The 1,480-nt window shown below is 63.9% G+C and carries 2 protein-coding genes; both read left to right on the top strand.

Annotated features, from left to right (window positions below):
- Positions 1-287 precede the first annotated feature (287 nt).
- A complete protein-coding gene (locus EN994_RS31045) occupies positions 288-860 on the top strand; it encodes a cytochrome b (RefSeq protein WP_063169793.1) in 573 nt (190 codons plus the stop codon).
- 71 nt (positions 861-931) lie between these two features.
- On the top strand, positions 932-1,480 hold a 549-nt coding region (locus EN994_RS31050; RefSeq protein ID WP_164746397.1), incomplete at its 3' end, for a YceI family protein.

The raw sequence follows: 1,480 nt of genomic DNA on the forward strand, positions 1-1,480 counted from the left end.
GGCTCGCCCCTCCCCTTGTGGCCCTCCGGAGGGAGAGGAAGGGAGCCAGGCTCGGCGAACTCGCGCCTTTCATCACCCTCCGGAGGGCCCTGATGGGAGTCCGAAGGACGGGCGAGATCGGCGGCTCGCCCCGGTAGGTCGGCTGAGGGACGGGGTGGGTAGCGCCCTACGAGACCCCCACCCCGCTTCGCAAAATCCGCTTCGCGGCATTTGCTGCGCGACCCTCCCCACAAGGGGGAGGGTGAAGCGCGCTGGAAGAAAGCCGAACCAACATTCGTTCACTCCCCATGCAAACATCGATCACCAACAGCGCCACCCGCTATGGCTGGGGCGCGATCCTTCTCCACTGGCTGATTGCGCTCATTTTCATCGGCCAGTTCGGGCTCGGCTTCGTCATGGTGCGGTTGACCAGCCAGCGCACCGCCTTCGAGCTGATCCAACTGCACAAATCTTTCGGCTTCCTGCTGCTCGGGCTTGTGTTGCTGCGCATCGCCTGGCGCCTTGGCAATGCAACGCCGGCGCTGCCGCGCTCGGTCGGAACCCTGGAGCGTCGGGCAGCACCGTTGGCCCATCTTGCGCTCTACGCGTTTCAGCTTGCCTTGCCCTTGTCCGGCTGGGCGCTGGTGTCGGTCTCGATGCTGGAGATCCCCAGCCTGCCGTTCAACCTGTTCGTCATGCCCAACCTGCCGTTGGCCGAATCGGATGGTGCCGAGAGCTTCTGGGCGGCGGCACATTGGTATCTCGCCTATGCCGGCATGACGCTTGTGACTCTCCACGTCGCGGCGGCGCTGCGGCATCATTTCCAGCTCAGGGATGGCGTGCTCACACGCATGGTCACGCCTTCGTCAGATTCGGAATAGAGCGAGCGGTTCATTCGTTCATGGAGTGAGGGCGCGCAAGAAATGCGCTGCCTCCAACAAGGAACATCCCCATGTACACGCGCATCCTCGGATTTGCGGCGGTCGCCGCTTGCCTTGCCATGCCTGTTTCTGCGGCCGTCGCGCTGGGTGACGCCGCCGGCAGCTATTCGATCAGCCCGGCCAGCTCCAGCATCCGCTTCTCCATCGGCAAGGTCGGCGGCGGCGGCCTCAATGGCACCTTCGCCCGCTTCAAGGGCTCGATCCGCATCGACAACAGCGATGTCGGGCGCTCAGCTGTCAATTTCACCATTTTTCCCGAAAGCGTCGGCACCGGCCAGGGCCGTATCGATGCCTTCCTGCGCTCCGACGCGGTGTTTGATGCCGCCAACAGCCCGGAAATCCAGTTCCGCTCTACCAGCGTGACCCGAACCAGCGACACCACGGCTCTCGTCAGCGGCCGGCTGACGGCGCGCGGCAAGACGTTCCCGGAAAAATTCACGGCCGAGCTCGGCGGTCTCAAGGCCGGCATGATCAAATTCCATGTCACCGGCAAGGTGCTGAGGTCGCGCTACGGCATGGATGTCGGCACGCCGATCTATTCCAACATCGTCGACTTCGAC

This window comes from Mesorhizobium sp. M7A.F.Ca.CA.002.09.1.1 (genome assembly GCF_003998555.1).
Classification (GTDB): domain Bacteria; phylum Pseudomonadota; class Alphaproteobacteria; order Rhizobiales; family Rhizobiaceae; genus Mesorhizobium; species Mesorhizobium ciceri.

Excerpts from the sequence above, each read along its gene's own strand:
- EN994_RS31045 (WP_063169793.1), top strand. The coding sequence starts at position 288 with ATGCAAACATCGATCACCAACAGCGCCACCCGCTATGGCTGGGGCGCG.